The 23958-nt window shown below is 67.9% G+C and carries 35 protein-coding genes; 30 read left to right on the forward strand and 5 right to left on the reverse strand.

Annotated elements, in window-relative coordinates; genetic code table 11:
• The first annotated feature begins 441 nt into the window (after window positions 1-441).
• A complete protein-coding gene (locus ACFYNP_RS19520; RefSeq protein ID WP_388405585.1) occupies window positions 442-741 on the forward strand; it encodes a hypothetical protein in 300 nt (99 codons plus the stop codon).
• Between the two features lie 229 nt (window positions 742-970).
• On the opposite strand, the gene ACFYNP_RS19525 is transcribed toward ACFYNP_RS19520, so the two are convergent.
• From ACFYNP_RS19525 to ACFYNP_RS19535, 3 genes are read right to left on the reverse strand one after another with little or no spacing between them, the layout of a single operon-like run.
• Window positions 971-1213 (reverse strand): hypothetical protein, encoded by a 243-nt coding sequence (locus ACFYNP_RS19525; protein ID WP_388405587.1) that lies wholly within the window; start codon window positions 1211-1213, stop codon window positions 971-973.
• Entirely contained in the window at window positions 1210-1932 is a 723-nt protein-coding gene (locus ACFYNP_RS19530; protein ID WP_388786737.1) for a hypothetical protein, read from the reverse strand. Before ACFYNP_RS19530 ends, ACFYNP_RS19525 begins: the two co-directional genes overlap by 4 nt.
• Entirely contained in the window at window positions 1929-2273 is a 345-nt protein-coding gene (locus ACFYNP_RS19535; RefSeq protein ID WP_388405590.1) for a WhiB family transcriptional regulator, read from the reverse strand. Before ACFYNP_RS19535 ends, ACFYNP_RS19530 begins: the two co-directional genes overlap by 4 nt.
• A gap of 384 nt (window positions 2274-2657) precedes the next feature.
• Here ACFYNP_RS19535 and ACFYNP_RS19540 point away from each other — a divergent pair, with 384 nt between their 5' ends.
• The 5 genes from ACFYNP_RS19540 (at window position 2658) to tuf (ending at window position 7960) form a co-directional block, all read left to right on the forward strand.
• On the forward strand, window positions 2658-3095 hold the full coding sequence (locus ACFYNP_RS19540; RefSeq protein ID WP_388786740.1) for a helix-turn-helix domain-containing protein: 438 nt from the start codon (window positions 2658-2660) through the stop codon (window positions 3093-3095).
• Window positions 3096-3595: 500 nt separating this feature from the next.
• Window positions 3596-3967 (forward strand): 30S ribosomal protein S12, encoded by a 372-nt coding sequence (gene rpsL / locus ACFYNP_RS19545; protein WP_003948652.1) that lies wholly within the window; start codon window positions 3596-3598, stop codon window positions 3965-3967.
• A gap of 2 nt (window positions 3968-3969) precedes the next feature.
• Complete coding sequence (gene rpsG, locus ACFYNP_RS19550; protein WP_053731192.1) at window positions 3970-4440, forward strand: 30S ribosomal protein S7; 471 nt, start codon at window positions 3970-3972, stop codon at window positions 4438-4440.
• Between the two features lie 39 nt (window positions 4441-4479).
• Window positions 4480-6606, forward strand: coding sequence for an elongation factor G (fusA, locus tag ACFYNP_RS19555; protein WP_100578110.1), 2127 nt, complete (start codon window positions 4480-4482; stop codon window positions 6604-6606).
• Between the two features lie 160 nt (window positions 6607-6766).
• Window positions 6767-7960, forward strand: a complete 1194-nt coding sequence (tuf, locus tag ACFYNP_RS19560; RefSeq protein ID WP_100578111.1) for an elongation factor Tu — start codon at window positions 6767-6769, stop codon at window positions 7958-7960.
• A 102-nt stretch (window positions 7961-8062) separates the two neighbouring features.
• On the opposite strand, the gene ACFYNP_RS19565 is transcribed toward tuf, so the two are convergent.
• Window positions 8063-10096, reverse strand: a complete 2034-nt coding sequence (locus ACFYNP_RS19565) for a PIG-L family deacetylase (protein ID WP_388786742.1) — start codon at window positions 10094-10096, stop codon at window positions 8063-8065.
• 140 nt (window positions 10097-10236) lie between these two features.
• Entirely contained in the window at window positions 10237-10677 is a 441-nt protein-coding gene (locus tag ACFYNP_RS19570) for an ATP-binding protein (RefSeq protein WP_388405597.1), read from the reverse strand.
• Between the two features lie 154 nt (window positions 10678-10831).
• Between ACFYNP_RS19570 and ACFYNP_RS19575 the strand changes: the two genes are divergently transcribed.
• From ACFYNP_RS19575 to rplO, 24 genes are all read left to right on the forward strand, one after another.
• Window positions 10832-11710 (forward strand): helix-turn-helix transcriptional regulator, encoded by an 879-nt coding sequence (locus tag ACFYNP_RS19575; protein ID WP_388786744.1) that lies wholly within the window; start codon window positions 10832-10834, stop codon window positions 11708-11710.
• On the forward strand, window positions 11707-11916 hold the full coding sequence (locus ACFYNP_RS19580; protein ID WP_388786747.1) for a DUF397 domain-containing protein: 210 nt from the start codon (window positions 11707-11709) through the stop codon (window positions 11914-11916). The genes ACFYNP_RS19575 and ACFYNP_RS19580 overlap by 4 nt, the downstream gene beginning before the upstream one ends.
• A 747-nt stretch (window positions 11917-12663) precedes the next feature.
• Entirely contained in the window at window positions 12664-13641 is a 978-nt protein-coding gene (locus tag ACFYNP_RS19585; RefSeq protein WP_388786749.1) for a hypothetical protein, read from the forward strand.
• A gap of 380 nt (window positions 13642-14021) precedes the next feature.
• Window positions 14022-14330 (forward strand): 30S ribosomal protein S10, encoded by a 309-nt coding sequence (rpsJ, locus tag ACFYNP_RS19590; RefSeq protein WP_003948644.1) that lies wholly within the window; start codon window positions 14022-14024, stop codon window positions 14328-14330.
• 14 nt (window positions 14331-14344) lie between these two features.
• Window positions 14345-14989 (forward strand): 50S ribosomal protein L3, encoded by a 645-nt coding sequence (gene rplC / locus ACFYNP_RS19595; protein ID WP_120721902.1) that lies wholly within the window; start codon window positions 14345-14347, stop codon window positions 14987-14989.
• Between the two features lie 4 nt (window positions 14990-14993).
• Window positions 14994-15644 carry a 50S ribosomal protein L4 gene (rplD, locus tag ACFYNP_RS19600; RefSeq protein ID WP_100578119.1) on the forward strand — a complete coding sequence of 217 codons (651 nt, stop codon included), beginning with the start codon at window positions 14994-14996 and terminating at the stop codon, window positions 15642-15644.
• Complete coding sequence (rplW, locus tag ACFYNP_RS19605; RefSeq protein ID WP_100578120.1) at window positions 15644-15958, forward strand: 50S ribosomal protein L23; 315 nt, start codon at window positions 15644-15646, stop codon at window positions 15956-15958. The genes rplD and rplW overlap by 1 nt, the downstream gene beginning before the upstream one ends.
• A 39-nt stretch (window positions 15959-15997) precedes the next feature.
• A complete protein-coding gene (rplB, locus tag ACFYNP_RS19610; RefSeq protein WP_161245597.1) occupies window positions 15998-16834 on the forward strand; it encodes a 50S ribosomal protein L2 in 837 nt (278 codons plus the stop codon).
• Window positions 16835-16846: 12 nt separating this feature from the next.
• The gene (gene rpsS, locus ACFYNP_RS19615; RefSeq protein ID WP_100578122.1) at window positions 16847-17128 is read left to right on the forward strand and encodes a 30S ribosomal protein S19; all 282 of its coding nucleotides are present in this window, start codon (window positions 16847-16849) and stop codon (window positions 17126-17128) included.
• 43 nt (window positions 17129-17171) lie between these two features.
• Entirely contained in the window at window positions 17172-17519 is a 348-nt protein-coding gene (gene rplV / locus ACFYNP_RS19620) for a 50S ribosomal protein L22 (protein WP_004571827.1), read from the forward strand.
• Window positions 17519-18361 carry a 30S ribosomal protein S3 gene (gene rpsC, locus ACFYNP_RS19625; protein ID WP_100578123.1) on the forward strand — a complete coding sequence of 281 codons (843 nt, stop codon included), beginning with the start codon at window positions 17519-17521 and terminating at the stop codon, window positions 18359-18361. Before rplV ends, rpsC begins: the two co-directional genes overlap by 1 nt.
• A gap of 5 nt (window positions 18362-18366) precedes the next feature.
• Window positions 18367-18786 carry a 50S ribosomal protein L16 gene (gene rplP, locus ACFYNP_RS19630; protein WP_053727610.1) on the forward strand — a complete coding sequence of 140 codons (420 nt, stop codon included), beginning with the start codon at window positions 18367-18369 and terminating at the stop codon, window positions 18784-18786.
• Window positions 18786-19010 carry a 50S ribosomal protein L29 gene (gene rpmC / locus ACFYNP_RS19635; RefSeq protein ID WP_003966952.1) on the forward strand — a complete coding sequence of 75 codons (225 nt, stop codon included), beginning with the start codon at window positions 18786-18788 and terminating at the stop codon, window positions 19008-19010. The genes rplP and rpmC overlap by 1 nt, the downstream gene beginning before the upstream one ends.
• Window positions 19010-19294: a 30S ribosomal protein S17 gene (rpsQ, locus tag ACFYNP_RS19640; protein ID WP_100578124.1), complete on the forward strand. Its 285-nt coding sequence runs from the start codon at window positions 19010-19012 to the stop codon at window positions 19292-19294. The genes rpmC and rpsQ overlap by 1 nt, the downstream gene beginning before the upstream one ends.
• A gap of 129 nt (window positions 19295-19423) precedes the next feature.
• The gene (rplN, locus tag ACFYNP_RS19645) at window positions 19424-19792 is read left to right on the forward strand and encodes a 50S ribosomal protein L14 (RefSeq protein ID WP_053727611.1); all 369 of its coding nucleotides are present in this window, start codon (window positions 19424-19426) and stop codon (window positions 19790-19792) included.
• 2 nt (window positions 19793-19794) lie between these two features.
• Window positions 19795-20118, forward strand: coding sequence for a 50S ribosomal protein L24 (gene rplX / locus ACFYNP_RS19650; protein ID WP_053727612.1), 324 nt, complete (start codon window positions 19795-19797; stop codon window positions 20116-20118).
• Window positions 20118-20675 carry a 50S ribosomal protein L5 gene (gene rplE, locus ACFYNP_RS19655; RefSeq protein ID WP_053727613.1) on the forward strand — a complete coding sequence of 186 codons (558 nt, stop codon included), beginning with the start codon at window positions 20118-20120 and terminating at the stop codon, window positions 20673-20675. Before rplX ends, rplE begins: the two co-directional genes overlap by 1 nt.
• Window positions 20676-20680: 5 nt before the next feature.
• Window positions 20681-20866 carry a type Z 30S ribosomal protein S14 gene (locus ACFYNP_RS19660; RefSeq protein WP_003948630.1) on the forward strand — a complete coding sequence of 62 codons (186 nt, stop codon included), beginning with the start codon at window positions 20681-20683 and terminating at the stop codon, window positions 20864-20866.
• Between the two features lie 223 nt (window positions 20867-21089).
• On the forward strand, window positions 21090-21488 hold the full coding sequence (gene rpsH / locus ACFYNP_RS19665; RefSeq protein ID WP_003966947.1) for a 30S ribosomal protein S8: 399 nt from the start codon (window positions 21090-21092) through the stop codon (window positions 21486-21488).
• Window positions 21489-21509: 21 nt separating this feature from the next.
• A complete protein-coding gene (rplF, locus tag ACFYNP_RS19670) occupies window positions 21510-22049 on the forward strand; it encodes a 50S ribosomal protein L6 (RefSeq protein WP_100578125.1) in 540 nt (179 codons plus the stop codon).
• A 3-nt stretch (window positions 22050-22052) separates the two neighbouring features.
• Window positions 22053-22436 carry a 50S ribosomal protein L18 gene (gene rplR / locus ACFYNP_RS19675; protein ID WP_100578126.1) on the forward strand — a complete coding sequence of 128 codons (384 nt, stop codon included), beginning with the start codon at window positions 22053-22055 and terminating at the stop codon, window positions 22434-22436.
• A gap of 46 nt (window positions 22437-22482) precedes the next feature.
• Window positions 22483-23085 (forward strand): 30S ribosomal protein S5, encoded by a 603-nt coding sequence (gene rpsE, locus ACFYNP_RS19680; RefSeq protein ID WP_100578127.1) that lies wholly within the window; start codon window positions 22483-22485, stop codon window positions 23083-23085.
• Window positions 23085-23267: a 50S ribosomal protein L30 gene (gene rpmD / locus ACFYNP_RS19685; protein ID WP_077971845.1), complete on the forward strand. Its 183-nt coding sequence runs from the start codon at window positions 23085-23087 to the stop codon at window positions 23265-23267. Before rpsE ends, rpmD begins: the two co-directional genes overlap by 1 nt.
• A 1-nt stretch (window position 23268) precedes the next feature.
• Window positions 23269-23724 (forward strand): 50S ribosomal protein L15, encoded by a 456-nt coding sequence (gene rplO / locus ACFYNP_RS19690; RefSeq protein ID WP_388405615.1) that lies wholly within the window; start codon window positions 23269-23271, stop codon window positions 23722-23724.
• Window positions 23725-23958: the final 234 nt, after the last annotated feature.

The raw sequence follows: 23958 nt of genomic DNA on the forward strand, positions 1-23958 counted from the left end.
GGAGGGGGCGCGTCGAGCGGCCGGCGGGGGTGCGGGCCGTGCGGGGCAGTGCGGAGGGCGGGAGGGCGGGCTGCCGTTCGGCCCGTACGCCCCGTCGGAGCGCTCAACGCGAAGCGGCGGACGCCGACGCCCGGTTGAAGGCGCAGCTCCGCCGCTGCACTTATTGTGAACGAGATCGCGCGGGCGCGCAACTTGAAGTTTCTGGCGCGCAATTACGTGTAGGGGGTCGGGAGCGTGGTCGAGCAGTCGGCCCATGGGGGCGAGAGGCGCGGGCCTTAGGGAACACAGTGTCAGTTCCACGGGTTAGGTTTGTGGTTGTCGCGCGCTCCGGGGCATCTCATGGCAGATGGCCGGGAGCGGCACGGAAGGGCGTATGAGCCGACGAAGAGCACCTGGGGGTGGCATGAGCGAGCAGGTCGTGGGGTGCGGGGGAGTCGCCTGGTGAGCGTGTACAGCGAGCGCGTCTCGGACGTGGTGATCGCCACCGTGGAAGTGGCCGCCGACTCGGCCACCTCCGGATCCTTCACGCCCGAGGTCGCCCAGGCGCTCACCGCGGTCGTCGGCAAGGTGGCGGAGCGGGCCATCGGAGACGCGGAGCTCAACGGGTTCGTCACCGGGTGGCAGGAGGCGATGGCCACCCTGGGGGACGACAGCCCGGCCGGCGCGCAGGTCTACCAGGTGCCGGCGTGGGACGTCCGAGGCCCGGCCGGCCGCGGCGCCCCGCGCCCCCGGGTGCGGTAGCCGTCCGAACGCGTACGCAACAGTGCCCCGCGGCCACATCGGCCGCGGGGCACTGTTCGTACGGGGAGCGGAGGGGGCCCGGGGAGAGCCGTATGTAAAGGAATCCCGGGCAGGGACGCGCATATGGAGGCGCCCGGCAGGGCCGCCGTACCTATTGAGACCTATAGAGGCCGCCGTACCTATTGAGACCTATAGAGACTAGAGACCTGTAGAGACCTATAGAGGAACGTCAGGCGCGGAGCTCGTGCGCTCGCCGGGTCGCGCGCTCGGCGGCGAAGACGTCCGCCAGGTGGAAGAGGTGGGAGCGGCCGCTGCGGCCCGCCGGTGCGATGTGCCCGAGCTGGACCCACTTGCGGATGGTGCCCGGGGCGACCGCCGCCTCCTCGGCCGCCATCGCCGTGGTGATGAGGGCGGTGGTCGGCGGGTAGAGCGGTGTCGCACCGGCCGGCCGGACCGTACGCGTCGTACTCATCGGGCGCCCGCCCCCTTCGAGTCGAGCCCATCGAGCCCATCGAGCCCATCGAGCCCATCGAGCCCGTCGAGCCCGTCGAGCCCCTCGGGGCCCGGCCGCACCGCGTCCTGAGCGGACGTCAGCTCCGCCAGGTCGCCGGCCGCCGTCTCCGCCAGGTCCTGCCATTCGGTGCGGGCCCAGGCGTGCCGGTGTGCCGCGTCCGTGCGGCAGCCGCAGTCCGAAGTCGCGCAGCGGCAGCCCGGGTTGACGCACAGAACGGTCTCGCGGTGCGGGAAGACGCGCAGGGACACGGAGTCGCAGTGGGGGCAGCGGCCACCGACGCGGACCGGGCTCTCGGCATCGCCGAGCGCCAGCGAGCAGCGGCGGGCCATCCGGCGGGCCTCACCCCGTACGTGCTCGGCGAGGACCGGCCGCTCGGCGATCCGGTCGAGCAGGGCGACGAGCCGGCCCAGCCGGTCGGGCACCGTGCCGCGCGGCGGACGCGGCAGGCGGAGCTTCTCGCACACCGCCTCCTCCAGCTCGACCACGCCGTCCGTGATGTCGCGGATGGTGTCGGAGACGAAGAGGCGGATCGGCGCGGCCGGAGCGGCGGGCCGGCCCGGCTGCCCGCCGCCGATCGGACGGGCCCCGCGGCTGGGGGCGAGCTCCTCGTGCAGCTCGGGGAACTGGCGGAGCAGGATGCCCAGCCAGACGGCGGCGGGGGCGGGACGGTGACTCATGACTGCTCCTGAAGACGGCCGGTACGGGACCGGGCGGGGACGGTGGCGGCGACGGGGGCGGGGGCGGCGACGGGAACTTCCTGGCCGTTGCGCCACAGCCGCCCGCCGCTGACGCCGTCGAACCAGCTGGTGCGCGGCGCGACGGCCTCCAGACAGGCGCGACGGACGGGGCAGATGCCGCAGGCGCGCAGGGCGGGCCGGGCGGCCTCGGGCTCGCGGGCGAAGACCGCGCGGTCGGGCAGGCCGATGCAGGCGGCGTGGGTGCGCCAGTCCTGGGAGCGCCGGGCGGCGGGGTGGGCTCCCCGGGACAGGGGTGCGCGGACGAGCGCGGGTGCGGGCATGGGATGGGATCCCTCTCGGGAAGCGCGAGTGCGGGCAGTGCGGGCAGTGTGGGGGCCACGGGGACCACGAGGACCACGGGGAGCGCGAGGAGGCGAAGAGCGCGGGGAATGCGGCGGGTGGGGTGCGAACACCCTCTTGTTGCGGTTGCGCAATCAACGTTACCGATATTGCGTGCGAGTGCGCAACAAACCTTGCTCCTCGTCGCGCCGATCCGACCATCCGTGACTCCTATGCCATCCCTTCACCCCGCCCACACCGCGATTTTGCCTGTCGGGGTGGCTAGTTGCGGGCTCGCGCACCATGCTGGTTATTGCGCGCGCGAACGGACGGTAGGGTCGGGATGGTTGCGGAGGGAGCGTGCTATGGGCGAAAAAAGCTCGGATATGGAGCGGTTTGCGGGCTGGGTCGAGGACCTGATGCGCGAGCGCGGATATGACATCGACAGTCCGCGGGGCGGCGGCCGGTCCCGGCTCGCCGAGGACGCGGGCGTGCACCGGGCCGCGGTGACCCGGCTGTTGCAGCGGCAGAGCCTGCCCGACCTGGAGACCATGCGTGCTCTCGCGCGGGTCCTGGGGGTCGGCCTTCGGGACATGCTGATCGAGTCGGGCCGGGTCACGGCCGACGACCTGCCGGTGCCGGACGGGGCCGTCGGGGGCGCCGGGCGCGGCCGGGTCACACCGGCCGAGGCGGCCGAACTGCTCGGCATCCCGGACAGCCACCGCCGGCAGTTCGTCGAGATGGCGGAGATGATCATCGCGGTGAGCGGGGCCCGCCCCGAGGGCGTGCACCCCAGGCGGCGCGACGCCTCGGCCAGTAGCTGAATGAGGCGCCTCGTCGACCCCGGGAGACCTCGGGACGGACCCCGGGACCGGGCCCCGGTACCGGGGCCCGGGGCCGGCGAGGGGCTGACGCGGAGCCGACGCAGGGCCGACGAGGGGCTGACGCGGAGCCGACGCGGGGGCCGACCCCGGGTCGACCCCGTACTGCCCCACGGGCTGACCTCGGGGCCCACCCCGGGCCGGTGCGGGGCGGGCCCGGGATCCGGGCGGGCGGTCGCCGGGCCGTTCACCGGCGTGTCGGCGTGGACGGCATTTGTTTTGACCCAAGTCGATGAGGTAGGTACGCTCAGACCTTGTGCCTGGGGTGTGCCTGGGCTCCGCTGCGTGCCTACGTCCGCAGCGCGAGCTCCTAGACCGGCCGCCGCAATCTGCGCTTCTCCTGCCCTCGGGCGGGAGCATGCAGTATTCGACACACCCGACCGCGTGGGTCGGAGACGTGTTTCAGGTTAGTTTTACTACGGCACACAGAAACCGGAGAAGTAGTGCCTACGATCCAGCAGCTGGTCCGGAAGGGCCGGCAGGACAAGGTCGAGAAGAACAAGACGCCCGCGCTTGAGGGTTCGCCCCAGCGCCGTGGCGTCTGCACGCGTGTGTTCACGACCACCCCGAAGAAGCCGAACTCGGCGCTCCGTAAGGTCGCGCGTGTGCGTCTGACCTCCGGCATCGAGGTCACGGCCTACATCCCGGGTGAGGGGCACAACCTGCAGGAGCACTCGATCGTGCTCGTGCGCGGTGGCCGTGTGAAGGACCTGCCGGGTGTTCGTTACAAGATCATCCGCGGTTCGCTCGACACCCAGGGTGTCAAGAACCGCAAGCAGGCCCGCAGCCGCTACGGCGCCAAGAAGGAGAAGTAAGAATGCCTCGTAAGGGCCCCGCCCCGAAGCGCCCGGTCATCATCGACCCGGTCTACAGCTCTCCTCTTGTCACCTCGCTGATCAACAAGATCCTCCTGGACGGCAAGCGCTCCACCGCCGAGCGCATTGTCTACGGTGCCATGGAGGGTCTTCGCGAGAAGACCGGCAACGACCCGGTCATCACGCTGAAGCGCGCGCTGGAGAACGTCAAGCCGTCCCTTGAGGTCAAGTCCCGCCGTGTCGGTGGCGCGACCTACCAGGTCCCGGTTGAGGTCAAGCCCGGCCGCCAGTCGACCCTCGCGCTGCGCTGGCTCGTGGGTTACTCCCGCGCCCGCCGTGAGAAGACCATGACCGAACGCCTCATGAACGAGCTGCTCGACGCCTCCAACGGCCTCGGCGCTGCGGTCAAGAAGCGTGAGGACACCCACAAGATGGCCGAGTCCAACAAGGCCTTCGCGCACTACCGCTGGTAGTCGCTACCCACATCGAGACCGAGAGAAGACTGAGCCGATATGGCTACCACTTCACTTGACCTGGCCAAGGTCCGCAACATCGGGATCATGGCTCACATCGACGCGGGCAAGACGACCACCACCGAGCGGATCCTGTTCTACACCGGCGTCTCGTACAAGATCGGTGAGGTCCACGACGGCGCTGCCACGATGGACTGGATGGAGCAGGAGCAGGAGCGCGGCATCACGATTACGTCCGCCGCGACGACCTGCCACTGGCCGCTTGAGGACGTCGACCACACCATCAACATCATCGACACCCCGGGCCACGTGGACTTCACGGTCGAGGTGGAGCGTTCGCTCCGCGTCCTCGACGGTGCGGTCACCGTGTTCGACGGTGTCGCCGGTGTGGAGCCGCAGTCCGAGACGGTCTGGCGTCAGGCCGACCGTTACGGCGTTCCGCGTATCTGCTTCGTCAACAAGCTCGACCGCACCGGCGCTGAGTTCCACCGCTGCGTGGACATGATCGTGGACCGCCTCGGCGCGACCCCGATCGTGATGCAGCTGCCGATCGGTTCCGAGGCCAACTTCGAGGGCGTTGTGGACCTGGTCCGCATGAAGGCCCTCGTGTGGTCCGCGGAAGCGACCAAGGGCGAGATGTACGACGTCGTCGACATCCCGGCCACGCACACCGAGGCCGCTGAAGAGTGGCGCGGCAAGCTGGTCGAGACCGTCGCGGAGAACGACGACCAGATCATGGAGCTCTTCCTGGAGGGCGTCGAGCCCACCGAGGAGCAGCTGTACGCCGCGGTGCGTCGCATCACCATCGCGTCCGGCAAGGGCGGCGACACCACCGTCACCCCCGTGTTCTGTGGCACCGCGTTCAAGAACAAGGGCGTTCAGCCCCTGCTCGACGCCGTCGTCCGCTACCTGCCTTCCCCCCTGGACGTCGAGGCCATCGAGGGCCACGACGTCAAGGACCCGGAGGTCGTGGTCAAGCGCAAGCCGTCCGACGAGGAGCCCCTCTCGGCGCTGGCGTTCAAGATCGCGAGCGACCCGCACCTGGGCAAGCTCACCTTCATCCGGATCTACTCCGGACGCCTTGAGGCCGGCACCGCGGTGCTGAACCCCATCAAGGGCAAGAAGGAGCGCATCGGCAAGATCTACCGCATGCACGCGAACAAGCGTGAGGAGATCGAGTCGGTGGGCGCCGGTGACATCGTCGCCGTCATGGGCCTGAAGCAGACCACCACCGGTGAGACGCTGTGCGACGACAAGGCCCCGGTGATCCTGGAGTCCATGGACTTCCCGGCGCCGGTGATCCAGGTCGCCATCGAGCCCAAGTCCAAGGGTGACCAGGAGAAGCTGGGTGTCGCCATCCAGCGTCTCGCGGAGGAGGACCCCTCCTTCCAGGTGCACTCGGACGAGGAGACCGGCCAGACCATCATCGGTGGTATGGGCGAGCTTCACCTCGACGTTCTCGTCGACCGTATGCGTCGCGAGTTCAAGGTCGAGGCGAACGTCGGCAAGCCGCAGGTCGCGTACCGCGAGACGATCCGCAAGGTCGTCGAGCGCGTGGACTACACCCACAAGAAGCAGACCGGTGGTACCGGTCAGTTCGCCAAGGTGCAGATCGCGATCGAGCCCATCGAGGGCGGCGAGGCGTCGTACGAGTTCGTGAACAAGGTCACCGGTGGCCGCATCCCCCGGGAGTACATCCCGTCGGTGGACGCGGGTGCGCAGGAGGCCATGCAGTTCGGCATCCTGGCCGGCTACGAGATGACCGGCGTCCGCGTCATTCTTCTCGACGGTGGCTACCACGAGGTCGACTCCTCCGAGCTCGCGTTCAAGATCGCCGGTTCGCAGGCCTTCAAGGAGGCCGCGCGCAAGGCTTCGCCCGTGCTCCTTGAGCCGATGATGTCCGTCGAGGTCACCACGCCCGAGGACTACATGGGTGAAGTCATCGGTGACATCAACTCCCGCCGTGGCCAGATCCAGGCCATGGAGGAGCGCAGCGGCGCCCGCGTCGTGAAGGGCCTCGTGCCCCTCTCGGAGATGTTCGGCTACGTCGGCGACCTCCGCAGCAAGACCTCGGGTCGCGCAAGCTACTCGATGCAGTTCGACTCCTACGCCGAGGTTCCGCGGAACGTCGCCGAGGAGATCATCGCGAAGGCCAAGGGCGAGTAACTCTTCCGAGTTCACGCTTTAGGCTTGTCACCGGAGCCACTGGGGCATTCGGCGTAAACCATCAGGTTTACGGTGAATGCCCCGGGCCCCGGCATCCCAGCAAAGATCACCTGGCGCCGATGAGTAAGGCGTACCAGAACCACTCCGCAGGAGGACCCCAGTGGCGAAGGCAAAGTTCGAGCGGACTAAGCCGCACGTCAACATCGGCACCATCGGTCACATTGACCACGGTAAGACGACCCTCACGGCCGCCATTACCAAGGTGCTGCACGACGCGTACCCGGACCTGAACGAGGCCTCGGCCTTCGACCAGATCGACAAGGCTCCTGAGGAGCGCCAGCGCGGTATCACGATCTCGATCGCGCACGTCGAGTACCAGACCGAGTCGCGTCACTACGCCCACGTCGACTGCCCCGGTCACGCGGACTACATCAAGAACATGATCACGGGTGCCGCGCAGATGGACGGCGCGATCCTCGTGGTTGCCGCCACCGACGGCCCGATGCCGCAGACCAAGGAGCACGTGCTCCTGGCCCGCCAGGTCGGCGTTCCGTACATCGTCGTCGCGCTGAACAAGGCCGACATGGTGGACGACGAGGAGATCCTGGAGCTCGTCGAGCTTGAGGTCCGTGAGCTCCTCTCCGAGTACGAGTTCCCGGGTGACGACCTGCCGGTCGTCAAGGTCTCGGCGCTCAAGGCGCTTGAGGGCGACAAGGAGTGGGGCCAGTCGGTCCTGAACCTGATGGCCGCCGTCGACGAGGCGATCCCGCAGCCCGAGCGTGACGTCGACAAGCCGTTCCTGATGCCGATCGAGGACGTCTTCACGATCACCGGTCGTGGCACCGTCGTCACCGGTCGTATCGAGCGTGGTGTCCTGAAGGTCAACGAGACCGTCGACATCGTCGGTATCAAGACCGAGAAGACCACCACCACGGTCACCGGCATCGAGATGTTCCGCAAGCTGCTCGACGAGGGCCAGGCCGGTGAGAACGTCGGTCTGCTGCTTCGTGGCATCAAGCGCGAGGACGTCGAGCGCGGCCAGGTCATCATCAAGCCCGGTTCGGTCACGCCGCACACCGAGTTCGAGGCCCAGGCGTACATCCTGTCCAAGGACGAGGGTGGCCGTCACACGCCGTTCTTCAACAACTACCGCCCGCAGTTCTACTTCCGTACCACGGACGTGACCGGCGTCGTTACCCTCCCCGAGGGCACCGAGATGGTCATGCCGGGCGACAACACCGCCATGAACGTCGCGCTGATCCAGCCCGTCGCCATGGAGGAGGGCCTCAAGTTCGCCATCCGTGAGGGTGGCCGGACCGTGGGCGCCGGCCAGGTCGTCAAGATCGTCAAGTAAGTACTTGACCGTCTGACCTGGTAGCTCGCTGAGCTGTCAGAAGAGCCCCGCACCTTTCGAGGTGCGGGGCTCTTCGCCGTCTCCACGGGGCTCCGTCCGGCGTCAGGGCCGCCAGGACCAGGGGGTCGCGTCCACGCCGAGCCCCAGCGCCAGCGGGTGTCCTGCGCGGACGTACAGCGTGGGCGTGCCGACCGGGACCACGCCCCGGGGCCGCTTCAACACCCGCCCCGCGCCCGCGAGTTGGACCTGCCCCTGCTCGTCCGTGCCCAGCACATGGGCGCCCGCCGCGCAGACCGGCCCGTACCCGTCGAGGGCGACCGGCTTCGCCGCGCTGCCGTCCGCGTGCACGGAGGTGAGGCGCGGCGACGCGGCGGAGCCGGGGTCCTGGCGGGCCTTCCTGGGGTCGGCGGAGGAGCGGTAGAGCAGCTGTACGGTGTCGCCCTGCGCGACCGGGGCCACCGCGTCCACGGCGAGCGGCAGCCGGGTCGGCACGGGGGCGAGCGGGTGGCCGGGGGCGCTCTGGGTCCAGTGGTGCACGGTGTCGGCGCCGGCCGCGAAGACGTGGACGCGCCCGCGACCGTCGACGACGGCGCTCAGCCCCTCCTGTACGGACTCCCCGCCCAGATCGCGCCACGGCGCCCAGGTGCCGTCCGCCTCCCGGACGCGGCAGCTGACGCCGCGCCCGGCGTTGCGCACGAAGAGGTGGACACGGCCGTCCGGCGCGGCGACCGCGGTGGGCGGCCCGATCCGGCGCCCGCGGTCGTCCCCCCGCTCGGGGTTCCCGAGCCCCTTCCACGCCCCGAACCTCCCCCCGGGAGTGCCCTGTTCGAGGGTCACGATCTCGCGGGTGTTGGCGCCGGCCCGCCCCTGGAGCGAGGCGAAACGCAGCCCGAAGAGCACCTGCCGCCCGTCGGCCAGGGCGGCACCGCCGAGCACGGGGGCGAGCGGCGAGCCGCCCAGGTCCTCGGGCGCGCCCCAGCTGTCGTCGGGGTTCCGGCTCCACCGCACCGCCCGCAGCCCGAGCACGCCGTAGGCATGGGCGCCGTCGCCGGAGACGAGCAGCCGGGGGCCGGGGTGGCGGTAGTGGGTGGAGCGCACCCACCCCTTCCAGTTGGTGAGCGGCCGGTTCCCCCCGACGTTGTAGTCCCCGCACCCACCGGCGTTCCCGCAGTCCCACGTCTTGTCCCCGCCGTACGGCACGAGGTGCGCGGCCTTCTCCGCGAGCACTCGCGCCGGCAGGTTCTTCGGCCAGTGCCGGTTGTAGTACGCCCGGTAGGCGGTGGCGAGGAAGGCGCTGCCGCGTTCGGCGTGCCGGATCAGCGCGGCCCAGGCGAAGGAGGCGGCGGCGGTGTGGTCGGCGTGGTCGGAGTATCCCGGCTGCTCGGAGTCGTGCGAACGGTTCACCGGCGAGCTGTGCTGGATGTCCGGGTCGGGGTCGAGGGTCTGGACGAGGGTGGGCGCGTAGTCGTCGAGGATCCCGGCGAGCACATCGACCATGTCGTCGTACGTGTACGCCTTGGCCCGGGTGAGCGGGGACCCTTCGGCGATGACGACGGGCAGCTGGAGGTGATGGTCCTCCCAGAGGCTCGGCAGGCCCATCCTCCCCCCGAGCGGGGTGTGCATCGCGGTGTTGAGGAACACCAACTCCACGCTGCGGCGCCGGTGTTGGAGCCGGTTGACCTCGGCGCGGTGCCCGCCGCGCAGCTCGGCGACGGACTTCTCCCACGGGGCGTACTTGTCGAGCCCGAGCAGGGTGGCGTACGCCTGCCGCAGCCCCTGGTGCCGGGCGGAGGAGTAGGCGGCCTTGTCGTAGACGTGCGGCCCGGTGTCACTGACGACCCGGTTGTCGCCGTTGGCCTCACCGCCGGTGACGTAGACGCTGACCAGCGGGACCCCGGAGTCCAGGGTGTGCTGGGTGTCCGGGTTCATGAAGTACAGGTCGTCGTCCGGGTGGGCGAGGATCTGTAGCAGCAGGGGCCTGCCGGGCGCCCCGAGCGGATCGCCCGCGCCCGCCCCGCGCCCCCGGCCCGTGCGGGGCACGGAACACCCCGCGAGACCCACGGCGAGCCCCGCGGCGGCGGCGCCCCCCAGTACGGCCCTTCGCCCCGGCCCGGCCGATTCTGTTGTGTCGCCCACGTCCGCCCTGTCTCCATCGCTCGCCCGGTCTCCGCGATCCGGCGGGATCGCGCGCCCAGTGAGATGGGGGAGCGGGGGGCGGGGTTGCGTGCCAGAGGGGCCGGGGCATCCGATTGACCGTGCTTCTCTACCGTGCTTCCCTACCGTGCTTCCGCTGGAAGAAGGTCGAGTTCGGTCCAGACGGTCTTGCGGGGGACGGGTCCGATGTCGACGCCCCAGCGGTCGGCGAACGCCTCCACGAGGATCAGGCCGCGCCCCGACACGGCGTCCGGGGACGGGGGCTCGCACCGGGGGAGATCGTCACCGCGGGTGTCCGTCACCTCGATGCGGAGCACGTCGGCGGTGGCGCGGAGAACAAGCCGGAAGTCCCGCCCGGGGAGCCGGCCGTGCGTGACGGCGTTCGCGGCGAGCTCGGCGACGAGGTGTTCGGCGGTGTCGATGACGCCGGGTAGCAGGCCCCAGGTGCGCAGCCACTCCGCGGCGAGGAAGCGGGCCAGGTGGGCGCCACGCGGCGTAGAGGTCAGCAGGACGCTGAACTCCCGTGCAGGGGCGAGGGGTTGGGTGGAGTTTTCCAGGTTCACGTGACCGAGCGTGGTGGTGCGCGCCTACCGTGAACAGTGACTCGGCGGGTCCGTACGGTGACTGTCCGGAGTTTGTCCGGCGGTGTCGTGGCTGTCGGCACGGGCGGTACGGGTAAGGGCGATGCGGCGTGGACGGACGACGGAGGGGTGCGGGATGCGGCAGGTGGACGGCGACGCGGGCCGGCTCAGGAGCGAGGCGGACGAGCCGGGGTGGGAGGTGGACCCGGACGACGACTGGGGTGTGGCGGTCGTCGCGACGGTGGGGCGCCAGCTGAAGCTGCGACGCGAGGCGAAAGGGATGCGGGCCGCGGAGTTCGGGGAGGCGGTGGGGTACGGCGAGGACATGGTCTACAAGATCGAGGGAGGCAAGCGGATCCCTCAGCCCGAGTATCTGGACAAGGCGGACGAGGCCTTGGGTGCGGGTGGGCTCATCGCGGCGATGAAGGAGGACGTGGCGAAGGTCAGGTATCCGAAGAAGGTTCGGGATCTGGCGCGGATGGAGGCGCAGGCAGTCGAATTGACCGCGTACGGCACCCATAACCTGCACGGCCTGTTGCAGACACCGGACTACATGCGGGCACTCTTCGAGATGCGGCGACCGGCGCACTCGCAGGACCACGTGGAGCGGCTGATGGGTGCACGGACGGCCCGCAAGTCGATCTTCGAGCGCGATCCCGCCCCCGAACTCTGCTTCGTCCAGGAAGAGGCGACGCTCAGGCGTCCGATCGGGGGCAAGATGGTGTTGCGTCGCCAACTGGAGCATCTCCTGGAGCTCGGTCGAATGCGGAGCGTGGAGATCCAGGTGATGCCGATCGACCGCGCGGTCCATGCGGGCATGGGAGGGGAGATCCAGGTGCTGAAGTTCGCTGATGGCACGGCAGTTGGCCGAGCCGAGGGAGATTTCGGAAGCCGTCCCGTCTCCGAGTTGAAGCATCTCCGGATCATGGAACTGCGGTGTGGCATCATCCGAGCTCAGGCTCTCTCGCCGGAGGAGTCGCTGGCGTTCATCGAGCAAGTGCTGGGAGCGACATGATGCGCAAGAACTCTGCTGAGGACGGCTCGGCGCTGCGGTGGTTCAAGAGCAGCTACAGCGACAGCAGCAACAGCAATGAGTGCGTCGAGCTCGCGATCGCGCTCGACGCCGTGCACGTCCGTGACTCCAAGAACGCGGACGGTCCCCAGTTCGCTGTCGCCCGCGAGGCGTGGGCGGACTTCGTGTCGTACGCGGCGGGCGGCTGACGCGAGCGCGTGAGTCCACTGCCTTCATCACCTCGTGACGTAAACGTTGGCGAGCTGGACCCCCAACTGCGCTGATCCCATGGCCGGTTGATGCTGAGCGCGGGGGTGTGTTGGCGTAGGCGATCAGAAGACGGCGTCCGGCTGGGGGGGGGGAGAGGCCGTCGCTGAAGTGTTCCTCGACGTCCGGGTTCGCCCCGGTGGTGAAGCCGGCCGGCGGTGCCGTCGCCGTCGGCGGCCCTCGGCGCCCATGTCTAGGAGCAGCAGCGCGGTCGGACCGACCTGTTCGGCTGGTTCACTGCGACGTGGTTCACCGCGACCCGGCCCGTCGGGGCGCTGGGCTGTGGCGCTGTTGCGGTAGCACGCCGCAGCGTTGGGAAGCCGGGCCTGGGCCTTCGACGCGGTGCGCCCAAGTACCCGTGACGAATGAGTAGGGGTACTCACGTTGCGGCGCGAGAGGTTCCCTAGGCTTGCCGGGGCATGAACCGGCATGGGGGATTTGGGAGATGGCGTCCTCCGCGGCGGAGTGGGCGCAGTTGAAGGCGGCGGCAGCGGAGCGGTCCTCCATGCGGCTTGCGAGCGCCGGCGGCGGCAACGACGGTGCGGGGCTGCGGTCCGACTCGTCCGTATGGAATGCCGCCGGCAGCGCCGTGGCCGTGCTGGCAGCAGTACCCGCACGCGCTGGGCGACCGCTGTGACGGATTGCAGGACCTTCTGCGGAAGGCCGGCTCGGATCAGCGGAGGAAAGCCTTGAATCTGCGAGGAGCGCGCTGGGTCGTCGTGCTGGCGGCGGTCGCCCTCATCCTGACGGGATGCGGGACGGAGCGGAACGACGGAACGACACCGGGGCAGGTCAGCATGGACGATCAGCAGGCGATCGCGCGTGCGGAGGAGATCCTTCATCAAGCGGTGGACGGTATGACACCGCGGCCGATTCTGAAGGTCGTCAGGCCGGCGTCCGTGGGTCCGTGCCTGGCTCATGACGACCACACCGAGGACGATCGCGTCCAGGTCCGGCTCGGGTATCAGCTGACCGGTGTGCCGGGAACCGCGGCGAAAAGCCTCGTGAAGCAGGCCGACGAGGCCTGGCGGAAACGGGGATACGCATATCAGCCGTCGGCCGGTGCGCCCGACTGGTCCGACCCCTTTCCCGCGGTCTACCTGCGAACGAAGAACGACGACTTCTGGATGGACGCGACCGCAGGCGTTCTCGATCGGGCCAAGGGCGAAGGGTTGGCCGCCATCACGGTCACGTCACCGTGCTTCGCCGCCGCGGGGGGATCGGCCACGCCTGCCGCGCACGCCGCGTCTCTCCATGCCCCCTTGGCCGACTCCACTGCCCAGCGCCGGGTACTGGCTCACTCCAGTCGCATGCACGAGGCCCTCCGCGCCCCGCATGCTCAGATCCCGGGTGAGGGGCTGACGCCCGTGAATGACCATCGCGGACGGGCCTTTCTCCATCACACCTGGTCCGCCAAGGTGGCTGGCCACGACGCAGCCACTCGGACCGTAGCCCGGGGGCAGGCGTACTTCGAAGCGGTGGGATGGGTCGTGCGCAGGCAGGGCGCGGCGGCGCTGCGGGGGCTCAATCCCGAAGATCACAGCGTGGCGCAGATCGTGGCGGACGTCGGCGTCGGGCCCCGAATGAACCTGGACGGCAGGGAGTGGGACCCGTCTGCCGGCTGCCCGCACCGCACGACCGCGTGCCGAATGCGTGAGCGCATGTGACGTGGGGTACGCTTCCCGGCTGCGATTGGCCAGGCCCTGTCCCGGTGTGGCAGACTGTCGGGGTTGCTCGGTTGAGTGCCGATGCTGCGCGCCTCCCGCCGGGAGGACCGGAAGCGAGTCCCATCGTACTCGTCGTCCCTGATCAGGGGCGGACGTACGGGAATCTTCCGGGAAGTGTCAGCGGGGCTCCAGCCAGGCGTCCGGTGGGTGTTCTGCCCCCGTCCGCGAGGTCCTGTGGCCCGCATCCCCTTGGTTGGGAAATCCCGTATGGGATTTCTGCGTAGAGGGAGTGCGACACGCCCGACCGCGTGGGTCGGAGACAGAGTCGGTAGAGCCCCCGGGTTCCAGAGCGTTACGAGACAAAGGACTACTAGGTAGCCATGGCGGGACAGAAGATCCGCATCCGGCTCAAGGCCTACGACCACGAGGTCATCGACTCCTCGGCGAAGAAGATCGTCGAGACGGTGACCCGCACTGGTGCGTCGGTCGCAGGCCCGGTGCCGCTGCCCACTGAGAAGAACGTGTACTGCGTCATCAAGTCGCCGCACAAGTACAAGGACTCTCGCGAGCACTTCGAGATGCGCACGCACAAGCGCCTCATCGACATTCTCGACCCCACGCCGAAGACGGTTGACTCGCTGATGCGCCTCGACCTGCCGGCCGGTGTCGACATCGAGATCAAGCTCTGAAGGGACGGGCCGAGATGAGCAAGAACATCAAGGGCGTCCTGGGCGAGAAGCTCGGCATGACCCAGGTCTGGGACGAGAACAACCGGGTTGTCCCGGTCACCGTCATCAAGGCCGGGCCGTGTGTCGTGACGCAGGTCCGCACGAACGACGTCGACGGTTACGAGTCGGTCCAGATCGCCTTCGGCGAGATTGACCCGCGCAAGGTGAACAAGCCCCTCAAGGGTCACTTCGCCAAGGCCGACGTGACTCCCCGCCGCCACCTGGTGGAGCTCCGCACCCCTGACGCCAGCGAGTACACGCTGGGCCAGGAGATCACTGCCGAGGTGTTCGAGTCCGGCGTCAAGGTTGACGTCACGGGCAAGAGCAAGGGCAAGGGCTTCGCCGGTGTCATGAAGCGTCACAACTTCAAGGGCCTCGGCGCCGGACACGGCGTCCAGCGCAAGCACCGCTCGCCCGGTTCCATCGGTGGCTGCGCCACCCCTGGCCGCGTGTTCAAGGGCGTCCGCATGGCGGGCCGCATGGGCAACGAGCGTGTCACCACCCAGAACCTGACCATCCACGCGGTTGACGCGGAGAAGGGTCTGCTCCTCATCAAGGGCGCGGTCCCCGGTCCGAACGGCGGCCTCGTCCTGGTCCGTACCGCGGCCAAGGGGGCTTGAGGTAATGAGCACCATTGACATCCTTTCGCCGGCAGGCGACAAGGCCGGTACCGTCGAGCTCCCCGCGGAGATCTTCGACGCGAAGACCAGCGTTCCGCTGATCCACCAGGTCGTTGTCGCGCAGCTGGCTGCTGCCCGTCAGGGCACGCACAAGACCAAGACTCGCGGCGAAGTCCGTGGTGGTGGCCGCAAGCCGTACCGCCAGAAGGGCACCGGCCGCGCGCGCCAGGGTTCGACCCGTGCGCCGCAGTTCGCCGGCGGTGGCGTCGTCCACGGCCCGCAGCCGCGTGACTACTCGCAGCGCACCCCGAAGAAGATGAAGGCCGCCGCCCTGCGCGGTGCCCTCTCCGACCGGGCGCGCCACTCCCGCATCCACGTCGTCACCGGCGTGGTCGAGGGCACGGCTTCCACCAAGGCCGCCAAGACGCTGTTCGGCAAGATCTCGGAGCGCGCCAACCTGCTCCTGGTCGTCGAGCGCGCCGACGAGGCCGCGTGGCTGTCCGCCCGCAACCTGCCCCAGGTCCACATCCTGGAGCCGGGCCAGCTGAACACGTACGACGTGATCGTCTCCGACGACGTGGTCTTCACCCAGGCCGCTTTCGAGTCCTTCGTGTCTGGCCCCAAGGCCGATGACAACGAGGGGAGCGAGGCCTGATGGCCGAGATCACCAGCAAGACCTTCACGGACCCGCGCGACATTCTTGTCAAGCCGGTTGTGTCCGAGAAGAGCTACGCGCTGCTCGACGAGAACAAGTACACGTTCGTCGTCAAGCCGGGCTCCAACAAGACCCAGATCAAGCAGGCCGTGGAAGCGGTCTTCTCGGTCAAGGTCACCGGGGTCAACACGATCAACCGCCAGGGCAAGCGCAAGCGCACGAAGACCGGTTTCGGCAAGCGCGCCGACACCAAGCGCGCCATCGTGACCCTTGCTGAGGGCGACCGTATCGACATCTTCGGCCAGGCCTCCTAACGGAGCGCCCTGGTCCGAATATCGGACGAGGACTGAGAAATGGGTATCCGCAAGTACAAGCCGACGACTCCGGGCCGTCGTGGCTCCAGCGTCGCCGACTTCGTCGAGATCACGCGGTCCACGCCGGAGAAGTCGCTGGTCCGCCCCCTGCACAGCAAGGGCGGCCGTAACAACACCGGTCGTGTGACCGTCCGTCACCAGGGCGGTGGCCACAAGCGTGCCTACCGCGTGATCGACTTCCGTCGTCACGACAAGGACGGCGTGCCGGCCAAGGTCGCTCACATCGAGTACGACCCGAACCGCACCGCGCGCATCGCGCTTCTGCACTACGCGGACGGCGAGAAGCGCTACATCATTGCGCCCCGTGGCCTGAGCCAGGGTGACCGCATTGAGAACGGCCCCGGGGCCGACATCAAGCCGGGCAACAACCTGGCGCTGCGCAACATCCCGGTCGGTACGACCATCCACGCCATCGAGCTGCGTCCCGGCGGCGGTGCGAAGTTCGCCCGCTCCGCGGGTGCTTCGGTGCAGCTGCTGGCGAAGGAGGGCACGATGGCCCACCTTCGTATGCCGTCCGGCGAAATTCGCCTGGTCGACGCCCGCTGCCGCGCCACCGTCGGTGAGGTCGGCAACGCCGAGCAGTCGAACATCAACTGGGGCAAGGCCGGCCGTATGCGCTGGAAGGGCGTTCGCCCGTCCGTCCGCGGTGTCGCGATGAACCCGGTTGACCACCCGCACGGTGGTGGTGAGGGCAAGACCAGTGGTGGTCGCCACCCGGTCTCCCCGTGGGGTCAGAAGGAGGGTCGTACTCGCTCGCCGAAGAAGGCATCGAGCAAGTACATCGTCCGCCGCCGCAAGACGAACAAGAAGCGCTAGGAGCGGGTTTAGATGCCGCGCAGTCTCAAGAAGGGACCCTTCGTTGACGGCCACCTCGTAAAGAAGGTGGACGCTCAGAACGAAGCTGGAACCAAGAACGTCATCAAGACCTGGTCCCGTCGCTCGATGATCATCCCGGCCATGCTCGGCCACACGATCGCGGTGCACAACGGCAAGACCCACGTCCCGGTGTTTGTCTCCGAGTCGATGGTCGGCCACAAGCTCGGCGAGTTCTCGCCGACTCGCACCTTCCGCGGCCACGTCAAGGACGACCGGAAGTCGAAGCGCCGCTAACGCGGGGTGGGTAACGACTATGACTTACACCGAAGGGACAACCATGGAAGCCAGGGCCCAGGCGCGGTACATCCGCGTCACGCCCATGAAGGCCCGCCGCGTGGTGGACCTTATCCGTGGCATGGATGCCACGGAGGCTCAGGCGGTCCTGCGTTTCGCCCCGCAGGCCGCGAGCGTGCCGGTCGGCAAGGTGCTGGACAGCGCCATTGCCAACGCCGCGCACAACTACGACCACACCGACGCCTCTTCGCTGGTCATCAGCGAGGCGTACGTGGACGAGGGCCCGACCCTGAAGCGGTTCCGTCCGCGTGCTCAGGGCCGTGCCTACCGGATCCGTAAGCGGACCAGCCACATCACCGTGGTCGTCAGCAGCAAGGAAGGAACCCGGTAATGGGCCAGAAGGTAAACCCGCACGGGTTCCGACTCGGCATTACCACGGACTTCAAGTCCCGTTGGTACGCCGACAAGCTGTACAAGGACTACGTCAAGGAAGACGTCGCCATCCGTCGGATGATGACGTCCGGCATGGAGCGCGCCGGCATCTCGAAGGTTGAGATCGAGCGCACCCGTGACCGCGTGCGGGTGGACATCCACACCGCGCGTCCCGGCATCGTCATCGGCCGCCGTGGCGCCGAGGCCGACCGCATCCGCGGCGACCTCGAAAAGCTCACGGGCAAGCAGGTCCAGCTGAACATCCTTGAGGTCAAGAACCCCGAGATGGACGCTCAGCTGGTTGCTCAGGCCGTCGCCGAGCAGCTCTCCTCCCGCGTCTCCTTCCGTCGTGCCATGCGCAAGAGCATGCAGGGCACCATGAAGGCCGGCGCCAAGGGCATCAAGATCCAGTGTGGTGGCCGTCTCGGCGGCGCCGAGATGTCCCGCTCGGAGTTCTACCGCGAAGGCCGTGTGCCGCTGCACACCCTGCGCGCGAACATCGACTACGGCTTCTTCGAGGCCAAGACGACCTTCGGCCGCATCGGCGTGAAGGTCTGGATCTACAAGGGCGATGTCAAGAACATCGCCGAGGTTCGCGCCGAGAACGCAGCGGCCCGTGCGGGTAACCGCCCGGCCCGTGGTGGCGCCAACGACCGTCCGGCCGGTGGCCGTGGCGGACGTGGCGGCGAGCGTGGCGGTCGCGGCCGCAAGCCGCAGCAGGCTGCGCCGGCTGCCGAGGCCCCCCAGGCCGAGGCTCCCGCCGCTGCCGCTCCGGCTGAGAGCACCGGAACGGAGGCCTGACCGAAATGCTGATCCCCCGTAGGGTCAAGCACCGCAAGCAGCACCACCCCAAGCGCCGCGGTATGGCCAAGGGTGGTACGACGGTTGCGTTCGGCGAGTACGGCATTCAGGCCCTCACGCCGGCGTACGTGACCAACCGCCAGATCGAGGCGGCTCGTATCGCGATGACCCGCCACATCAAGCGTGGCGGCAAGGTCTGGATCAACATCTACCCGGACCGCCCCCTGACGAAGAAGCCTGCCGAGACCCGCATGGGTTCCGGTAAGGGTTCTCCGGAGTGGTGGGTCGCGAACGTTCACCCGGGCCGGGTGATGTTCGAGCTGTCCTACCCGAACGAGAAGATTGCTCGTGAGGCGCTCACCCGAGCCGCTCACAAGCTCCCGATGAAGTGCCGCATCGTCCGGCGCGAGGCAGGTGAGGCGTGATGTCGGCCGGAACCAAGGCGTCCGAACTGCGCGAGCTGGGTGACGAGGAGCTGCTCAACAAGCTCCGCGAAGCCAAGGAAGAGCTGTTCAACCTCCGCTTCCAGGCGGCGACGGGCCAGCTCGAAAACCACGGCCGGCTCAAGTCCGTCCGTAAGGACATCGCCCGGATCTACACCCTGATGCGCGAGCGCGAGCTGGGCATCGAGACGGTGGAGAGCGCCTGATGAGCGAGAAGAATGTGACTGAGACGACTGAAGCGCGCGGTTTCCGCAAGACCCGCGAGGGTCTGGTCGTCAGCGACAAGATGGACAAGACCGTCGTCGTCGCTGTCGAGGACCGTGTGAAGCACGCGCTGTACGGCAAGGTCATCCGCCGTACGAACAAGCTCAAGGCGCACGACGAGCAGAACGCTGCCGGTGTCGGCGACCGCGTCCTCATCATGGAGACGCGTCCGCTGTCGGCGAGCAAGCGCTGGCGCATCGTCGAGATCCTTGAGAAGGCCAAGTAGGTAATTCCCGCAAGGGAATTCCGATGGAAGACAGCCTGAGCTTCCCGCTCAGGTCAGTTCCGCCAGGCTCGGTCGGGGCTTGACTCATCAAGCCCCGGCCGGGAACCGGCAGACGATCAGGAGATAGACGTGATCCAGCAGGAGTCGCGACTGCGTGTCGCCGACAACACTGGTGCGAAGGAAATCCTTTGCATCCGTGTGCTCGGTGGCTCCGGTCGCCGCTACGCGGGTATCGGTGACGTCATCGTCGCCACCGTCAAGGACGCGATCCCCGGTGGCAACGTGAAGAAGGGCGACGTCGTCAAGGCTGTCGTCGTGCGCACCGTCAAGGAGCGTCGTCGTCAGGACGGCTCGTACATCCGCTTCGACGAGAACGCGGCCGTCATCCTCAAGAACGATGGCGACCCCCGCGGCACCCGCATCTTCGGCCCGGTGGGCCGGGAGCTGCGCGAGAAGAAGTTCATGAAGATCATCTCGCTCGCGCCGGAGGTGCTGTAAGCATGAAGATCAAGAAGGGCGACCTGGTTCAGGTCATCACCGGTAAGGACAAGGGCAAGCAGGGCAAGGTCATCGCGGCCTTCCCCCGCGAGGACCGCGTCCTGGTCGAGGGTGTCAACCGGGTCAAGAAGCACACCAAGGCCGGCCAGACCGCTCGCGGTTCGCAGACCGGTGGCATTGTGACGACCGAGGCCCCGATCCACGTGAGCAACGTTCAGCTCGTCGTGGAGAAGGACGGCAACAAGGTCGTTACCCGCGTCGGTTTCCGCTTCGACGACGAGGGCAACAAGATCCGCGTTGCCAAGCGGACGGGTGAGGACATCTGATGGCTACCACCACCACTCCGCGTCTCAAGACGAAGTACCGCGAGGAGATCGCGGGCAAGCTGCGTGAGGAGTTCTCGTACGAGAACGTCATGCAGGTTCCCGGCCTCGTGAAGATCGTGGTCAACATGGGTGTGGGCGACGCCGCCCGCGACTCCAAGCTGATGGACGGCGCGGTTCGCGACCTCACCACGATCACCGGCCAGAAGCCGGCCGTCACCAAGGCCCGCAAGTCGATCGCGCAGTTCAAGCTGCGCGAGGGGCAGCCGATCGGCTGCCACGTCACCCTCCGCGGTGACCGCATGTGGGAGTTCCTGGACCGTACGCTGTCGCTCGCGCTGCCGCGTATCCGTGACTTCCGTGGTCTGTCGCCGAAGCAGTTCGACGGCCGTGGCAACTACACCTTCGGTCTCACCGAGCAGGTCATGTTCCACGAGATCGACCAGGACAAGATCGACCGTACCCGGGGTATGGACATCACCGTGGTCACCACGGCGACCAACGACGACGAGGGCCGCGCGCTCCTCCGTCACCTCGGCTTCCCCTTCAAGGAGGCGTAAGCGAGATGGCGAAGAAGGCTCTTATCGCGAAGGCTGCCCGCAAGCCCAAGTTCGGTGTGCGCGGCTACACCCGCTGCCAGCGCTGCGGTCGCCCCCACTCCGTGTACCGCAAGTTCGGCCTGTGCCGTGTGTGCCTTCGTGAGATGGCTCACCGTGGCGAGCTGCCGGGCGTGACCAAGAGCTCCTGGTAATTCCCCTCTGTCCCTTGGGACTTGGGAATTACCGGACGCTCTCGGTAAGTATCTGGTCGGCGGGTGCCCTCCTCCACATGCCGTAGGCTTGTGGGGTTGGGCGTCCGCCGCCCATAACGACTTACTACGCCGTAGGTCCCCGCACCGCACCCGTCCCGCCACTGAGTGGGGAGAGGGATGGCGCATACAGGAAACCGCGGCGAGAGAGGCCGAAGGCCGATTCATGACCATGACTGACCCGATCGCAGACATGCTGACTCGTCTGCGCAACGCGAACTCGGCGTACCACGACTCCGTCGTGATGCCGCACAGCAAGATCAAGTCGCACATCGCGGAGATCCTCCAGCAGGAGGGCTTCATCACCGGCTGGAAGGTCGAGGACGCCGAAGTCGGCAAGAACCTCGTCCTTGAGCTGAAGTTCGGGCCGAACCGTGAGCGCTCCATCGCGGGCATCAAGCGGATCTCGAAGCCCGGTCTGCGCGTGTACGCGAAGTCCACCAACCTGCCGAAGGTGCTCGGCGGCCTGGGCGTGGCGATCATCTCCACGTCGCACGGTCTGCTCACCGGCCAGCAGGCAGGCAAGAAGGGCGTAGGTGGGGAAGTCCTCGCCTACGTCTGGTAGTCGGGAACGGAGGAAAAGCTAATGTCGCGAATCGGCAAGCTCCCCATCCAGGTTCCCGCCGGTGTGGACGTCACCATCGATGGCCGTACGGTCCACGTGAAGGGCCCCAAGGGTTCCCTCACGCACGCTGTTGCGGCACCCATCGAGATCGTGAAGGGTGAGGACGGCGTTCTGAACGTCACCCGCCCCAACGACGAGCGTCAGAACAAGGCCCTGCACGGCCTGTCCCGCACGCTGGTGGCCAACATGATCACCGGCGTGACCCAGGGTTACACCAAGGCGCTCGAAATCAGCGGTGTCGGTTACCGCGTCCAGGCGAAGGGCTCCAACCTGGAGTTCGCGCTCGGATACAGCCACCCGATCACCGTCGAGGCCCCCGAGGGCATCACCTTCAAGGTCGAGTCGCCCACGAAGCTCAGCGTCGAGGGCATCGACAAGCAGAAGGTCGGCGAGGTCGCCGCCAACATCCGCAAGCTGCGCAAGCCCGACCCGTACAAGGCCAAGGGTGTCAAGTACGCCGGCGAGGTCATCCGCCGCAAGGTCGGAAAGGCTGGTAAGTAAGCCATGGCATACGGTGTGAAGATCGCCAAGGGCGACGCTTACAAGCGTGCCGCCAAGGCACGTCGCCACGTCCGCATCCGCAAGCACGTGTCCGGTACGGCGGAGCGTCCGCGCCTCGTCGTGACGCGTTCCAACCGCGGTATCACCGCTCAGGTCATCGACGACCTCAAGGGTCACACCCTGGCGTCGGCGTCGACTCTGGACGCGTCGATCCGTGGTGGCGAGGGCGACAAGTCCGCGCAGGCCAAGTCGGTCGGCGCCCTGGTCGCCGAGCGCGCCAAGGCCGCCGGCGTCGAGACCGTCGTGTTCGACCGTGGTGGCAACAGGTACGCCGGGCGCATTGCCGCTCTGGCTGACGCCGCCCGCGAAGCCGGGCTGAAGTTCTAAGCCCCGGTTCCGGGACTAACGGACGTAACAGAGAGAGGTAAATCCAATGGCTGGACCCCAGCGCCGCGGAAGCGGTGCCGGTGGCGGCGAGCGGCGGGACCGGAAGGGTCGCGACGGTGGCGCTGCCGCCGAGAAGACCGCTTATGTTGAGCGCGTTGTCGCGATCAACCGCGTTGCCAAGGTTGTCAAGGGTGGTCGCCGCTTCAGCTTCACCGCGCTGGTCGTGGTGGGCGACGGTGACGGCACCGTAGGTGTCGGTTACGGCAAGGCCAAGGAAGTTCCCGCGGCCATCGCCAAGGGTGTCGAGGAAGCCAAGAAGAACTTCTTCAAGGTTCCGCGCATCCAGGGCACGATCCCTCACCCGATCACGGGCGAGCGTGCCGCCGGCGTCGTGCTCCTGAAGCCGGCTGCTCCCGGTACCGGTGTTATCGCCGGTGGCCCGGTGCGCGCCGTTCTGGAGTGCGCGGGCGTGCACGACATCCTGTCGAAGTCGCTCGGCTCCTCCAACGCGATCAACATCGTGCACGCGACCGTGGCGGCCCTCAAGGGCCTGCAGCGTCCCGAGGAGATCGCGGCCCGCCGCGGTCTGCCCCTTGAGGCCGTTGCCCCCGCGGCTCTGCTTCGTGCTCGTGCGGGAGCGGGTGCGTAATGGCCCGTCTCAAGATCACGCAGACGAAGTCGTACATCGGCAGCAAGCAGAACCACCGCGACACCCTGCGTTCGCTCGGCCTCAAGCGCCTGAACGACACGGTTGTCAAGGAGGACCGCCCCGAGTTCCGCGGCATGGTGCAGACCGTCCGCCACCTCGTGACGGTTGAGGAGGTTGACTGACATGGGTGAGAACAGCCCGCTGAAGGCCCATAACCTCCGTCCTGCCCCGGGCGCCAAGACCGCCAAGACCCGTGTGGGTCGTGGTGAGGCGTCCAAGGGTAAGACCGCAGGTCGTGGTACCAAGGGTACGAAGGCCCGCTACCAGGTTCCGCAGCGCTTCGAGGGTGGCCAGATGCCCCTCCACATGCGCCTGCCGAAGCTGAAGGGCTTCAAGAACCCGTTCCGCACCGAGTACCAGGTGGTCAACCTGGACAAGCTCGGCGCTCTCTACCCCGAGGGTGGAGAGGTCACGGTGGCCGACCTGGTCGCCAAGGGCGCGGTGCGCAAGAACAGCCTCGTCAAGGTCCTGGGCCAGGGCGAGATCTCCGTGGCGCTGCAGGTGACGGTTGACGCCGTCTCCGGCTCCGCCAAGGAGAAGATTGCCGCCGCCGGCGGCTCCGTCACCGAGCTTGTCTGAGACAGCTTGATGGCTTGAACATCCGACCGGGGATGCCTCTCAAATGGGGCATCCCCGGTTGGTCGTTCCTAGGGGGGCACGGTCGCCGGTAAGGTGGCGTGCACTGTCTAAGTTCCGTGCTGTGTGCCTGGACGGCTACAGTACGGATTTTTGGCAGATCTAGACTTCTATCCTTATTCGTCGATCCTCAAGACCGTCACCCTGACGCACTTGCGCGGGGGTCGCAGGAGGCAC

Source organism: Streptomyces sp. NPDC006691 (genome assembly GCF_042869955.1).
Classification (GTDB): domain Bacteria; phylum Actinomycetota; class Actinomycetes; order Streptomycetales; family Streptomycetaceae; genus Streptomyces.